This is a genomic window from Aquitalea sp. S1-19, from assembly GCF_024343515.1.
Window position 1 is genome coordinate 1 of sequence record NZ_RJTZ01000192.1, and the last position, 3,008, is coordinate 3,008.

Here is a 3,008-nt window from a genome sequence, read left to right on the forward strand (position 1 = left end):
TTGATCGGCGCGCGCGGCAGGATATTGATGCCGATCAGCATGTCGACATCGGCGCAGAAATGATCCAGCTCGCGTGCGGCAACCAGTTTTTGTGCGCGTTGCGGAAAGCTGACTGCCGCTTCGTTTTCTTCGGCAAAGCGTGCCACTTGCTGGCAGAAGCTGGCGATTTCCTGTTCATTGACCGCGCCGCTGCGATCCACCAACTGCAGCGCGATATTCAGTTGCTTGTAACGCACGCCAGGCAGTGCCTCCGCCTGTTTCCACAGGCCATGCTCGGTGCGGCCGATTTGCTGCACGCGCTTGGCCACGGCAAAGCGCGGCAGGGCGTTCAGCTGGAAAGGCTGACGGAAAACCACTTCGGCAATAAAGTCCAGCGACGGATCCAGCATGGCGACCACCAGTGCCTGATGGTCATCGGCATCCATGGGGGTCGGCATATCCAGACGGATAGCCTCCGGCTCGGGCAGCGGCTCAGCCGGCAGCTCAAGCGCGGGCGCCTCGGCGCTTCGGGACGCCATATTACCGGATGGCTCGGGCAAGTCCGGCAGATCCAGCGCTGTGGTCAGCACCGGCTCGAGACGATCGTTGGCCACGCCGTCGCGCACCTGATTTTTCGGCACGTCCAGCAAAACGTCGGAGTGCTCGCGGGCAAAAGCCTGGCGGGTCTTCGTTTTGAAGCGCCATTCCTGATACCAGTTAATGCCGAGTACCAGCGCGATAAATGCGCCGCCCAGCATCAGCAAGCCGATCTGTAATTCGCTCATTCAGCTTTATCCACAATACGGCTAATAGACGGGACAATATTATATCAAAGCCCGTCATGCAAACGGCTTTGGTTTTTAATGATTTTGTGCGCTCGCAAAGTGTGGCGAATAAGCGGACCATGGCGTGTGTTTTCCGCCCGTCAACGGAGCCCTGTTAATCGGTCTGGCGGAAGCGGATGGGCACATCGACGCGGTCGGCCACTGCGCTATTGCCGCGTCTGGCCGGAGTAAAGCGCCAGCGCTCGACGGCATCGCGCGCCGCGCGATCCAGCCGTGGAAAACCGCTGCTCTGCAAGATAGCGATATCGCGTACGCGGCCATCGGCTCCGACCTCTACCCGCAATACCACCCGACCTTCTTCGCCGCGCTCGCGCGAGCGTTCCGGATAGGACGGGGCAGGATTGTCCAGCGCGCCCGCGCGCCAGTTAGCGCCGCTAAAGCCGGCAGCTGAACCTGGGCCTGAGCCCGCATCTGCCGCCTGGGCCGCACTCGCGCCCGTAGCTGCTGGCTGTGTACCGTTTATGGATGTGCTTGCTGGCGGGGGGCTTGCCGGTGCCGCCTTGGTGGGCGGGGCGGGCAGGGCGAGGTCGGATCTGACCGAGGCGCGGGCGGCTTCAGGCAAGGACTTGGCTGTGGCGGTCTTGGGTCCTGTCCGGCCTGGGGCCCTGGCCGGCAAAGGCGCGGCTTTGGTCGCAGCCGGGGCTGGTGTGCCCGGGCCTGGGCTTGGCAAGGCCAGCAGGTCTAGCTGCAAGGGCGGCTGTGTTTGCTGCGCCTGCATGGATGGCAAAAACGCAACAAACAGCGCATGCAGCAGCAGCGACAGGGCCAGCGGCAGCAGAACCCGGCTTTTTTTGATCAGCACCGGAGCGTCGCGCCCGCGCGCGCATAGCAGCGCCAGGCAATGGCGGCGCAGAGCAGATAAAACAGCAGGAACAGTACAAAGGCCGGCACGAAGCTGCCAGCGGTTTCCAGCGAATAGCCGAAGGTTTCGGGAATCACAAAGCCGCCGAAGGCTGCCATCACCGAGCTGACCCCCATGGCCGCCGTGCCGCGGCGTGTGCCGCGCTGATAGGTTTGCGCCACGGTTTCACCTCGGGCGTGGGCTTCGCGTCCGGCCTGCAGCATAAAGACCTTGGGCGCGAGCTGGTAGGCGGCTCCGTTACCGATGCCGGCGGCGAGAAACAAGAGCTGGCACATGGCCAGAAACAGCCAGAACGAGCCGCGACTTTGTGCGTCCGGCAGGCTGGCGATCACGCCTATTGTCCCGATAACCAGTACGGCGTAGCAGGCAATCACGCTGATGCCGCCGCCGATGCGGTCGCCGCACCAGCCGCCAAACGGGCGTGACAAGGCCGCCAGCATGGGCCCGATAAACAGGTAGGGCGTCGCATCATGCAAGGGAAACAGCGTGCGCGACAGCAAAGGAAAGGCTGCCGCCATGCCAAGGAAAGTGCCGTAAGTGCCCATATACAAAAGGCAGACATACCAGGTGTGGCGTTCTTGCATCATCTTCCATTGGTCGCGCGGCGTCAGCCTGAGCTTGGGCAGGTCATGGGCGTAGACAAAGCACAGCACCGACACCAGCAAAATAGGCGCGATCCACAGATAGCCGGCGTTTTGCAGCCAGACCGGATAAACCTCGCTCCCATGCCCCCAGATTTGCGAGCTACCGGCCAGTGTGCCGAACAAGGGAACCGAGATGGCAAGCGGGATCAGCAGTTGCGCCATCGACACCCCCAGATTGCCGATGCCGGCATTCAGCCCCATGGCCAGGCCTTTTTGTGCCTTGGGAAAAAACAGATTGGTATTGGACAGGTGCGAGCTGGAGGCGCCGCCGCCTATGCCGCAGCAGGCGCTGATCAGCAGTAACAGGGGAAAGGGTGTGCTGATGTCTTGCACCACGTGGCCGACGCCGAAAGCGGGTATCAGCAGCAATAAGGTGGAAACTGCCAGCCAGGTTCCGCCACCGGTCCAGCTCCACAGCGAGGAATAAATGATGCGCATGAGGGCACCGGTCAGCGGCGGAATGGACACCAGCAAAAACTGTTGCTGGTGGGTGATGGAGAAGCCAACCGATGGCAGGTTGACCACGACCATGCTCCACATCATCCAGATATTGAAGTTCAGGTGCAGGGCCAGGATGGACAGCAGCAGATTGCGCCTGGCAATCGGCTTGCCGCGTGCCAGCCAGAAAATCAGGTTTTCCGGTTCCCAGCGTTGGATACGGATGGTCATGCTGCGAGT

At 61.9% G+C, this 3,008-nt stretch carries 2 protein-coding genes and 1 pseudogene; all 3 read right to left on the reverse strand.

The window, feature by feature from the left end; translation table 11 throughout:
• Positions 1–764, reverse strand: a pseudogene (locus EGI20_RS16940) (cell division protein ZipA C-terminal FtsZ-binding domain-containing protein); the annotation flags it as partial.
• 154 nt (positions 765–918) lie between these two features.
• The gene (locus EGI20_RS16945; protein ID WP_498632884.1) at positions 919–1,626 is read right to left on the reverse strand and encodes an energy transducer TonB; all 708 of its coding nucleotides are present in this window, start codon (positions 1,624–1,626) and stop codon (positions 919–921) included.
• The coding region (locus EGI20_RS16950) for an MFS transporter (RefSeq protein ID WP_498632886.1) at positions 1,620–3,008 on the reverse strand (1,389 nt) is incomplete at its 5' end. The genes EGI20_RS16945 and EGI20_RS16950, both read right to left, overlap by 7 nt.